The following is an 879-nucleotide window of genomic DNA, read 5'->3' as shown; positions in this document are numbered from 1 at the left end:
GACCACGGCCGCCGCGCCGGACCCCGCCGCGCCGGCCGTGGTCGCGGCCCACGCCGCCAGCAAGGGCCGGTACGGCTCGCGCAAGATAAAGGCGTCGCTCGAGAGGTCGGGCGTCACCGTCAGCCGGCGCCGGGTCTGCCGCATCATGAGGGAGAACGGCCTGGTCAGCGCATACGGCAGGAAGAGGTTCAAGGTGCACCCCGGGGCGGTCAACGAGGCCGACGTGCCCAACGTCGTCGCGCGCGGCTTCGGCGGCAGGGCGCCGCGCACCCATATATGCAGCGACCTGACCTACGTGCGCGTCGGGGCCTCGTGGAACTACGTCTGCCTGCTCGTCGACCTCTACAACAGGGAGATCGTCGGCCACTCCGCCGGGCCCAGGAAGGACGCCCGGCTGGTCAAGTCGGCGTTCGCGACGCTCTCCTTCCCCATCTCGGACATCGAGGTCTTCCACACGGACCGCGGCAGCGAGTTCGACAACGCCGAGATCGACCTGATGCTCGAGGCCTTCGGCATTGAGAGGTCGCTGTCGGCCAAGGGCTGCCCCTACGACAACGCCGTCGACGAGTCGACCAACAGGATACTGAAGGCCGAGCTCGTCCACCGCGAGACGTTCGGCACGACGCGCGAGCTCCGGGCCAAGCTCTCGGACTACGTGCACTGGTACAACAACTTCAGGATCCACTCGACGCTGGGTTACATGTCTCCGGTCGAGTTCAGGGAGGCGGGGCTGTCCCTCCCGGAATCGTCCAAATAGGTGTTGCCAATCCACGCTGTGCCACTCGACGCGGGCGAGCTCGGAGACCGCCGAGGCGGTGCAGCGGACCGCCAGCCACGCCACCCAGTCCTCGAAGTCGCGCGTGAAGCGCGCCCCGTGCC

At 68.4% G+C, this 879-nt stretch carries 1 protein-coding gene and 1 pseudogene; one reads left to right on the top strand and one right to left on the bottom strand.

Features of this window, described 5'->3' with window-relative positions; translation table 11 throughout:
- Positions 1 to 757, top strand: a 757-nt coding sequence (locus ACTQVX_RS08835; protein WP_441560933.1) for an IS3 family transposase, incomplete at its 5' end; no start/stop codon positions are given.
- 24 nt (positions 758 to 781) lie between these two features.
- On the opposite strand, the pseudogene ACTQVX_RS08830 reads toward ACTQVX_RS08835, so the two are convergent.
- Positions 782 to 879 (bottom strand): annotated as a pseudogene (locus ACTQVX_RS08830) (helix-turn-helix domain-containing protein); the annotation flags it as partial.

The sequence above is a fragment of the Collinsella sp. LCP19S3_A6 genome, from assembly GCF_052122015.1.
Lineage (GTDB): Bacteria > Actinomycetota > Coriobacteriia > Coriobacteriales > Coriobacteriaceae > Collinsella.
This window is presented reverse-complemented; position numbering and strand designations above follow the sequence as displayed.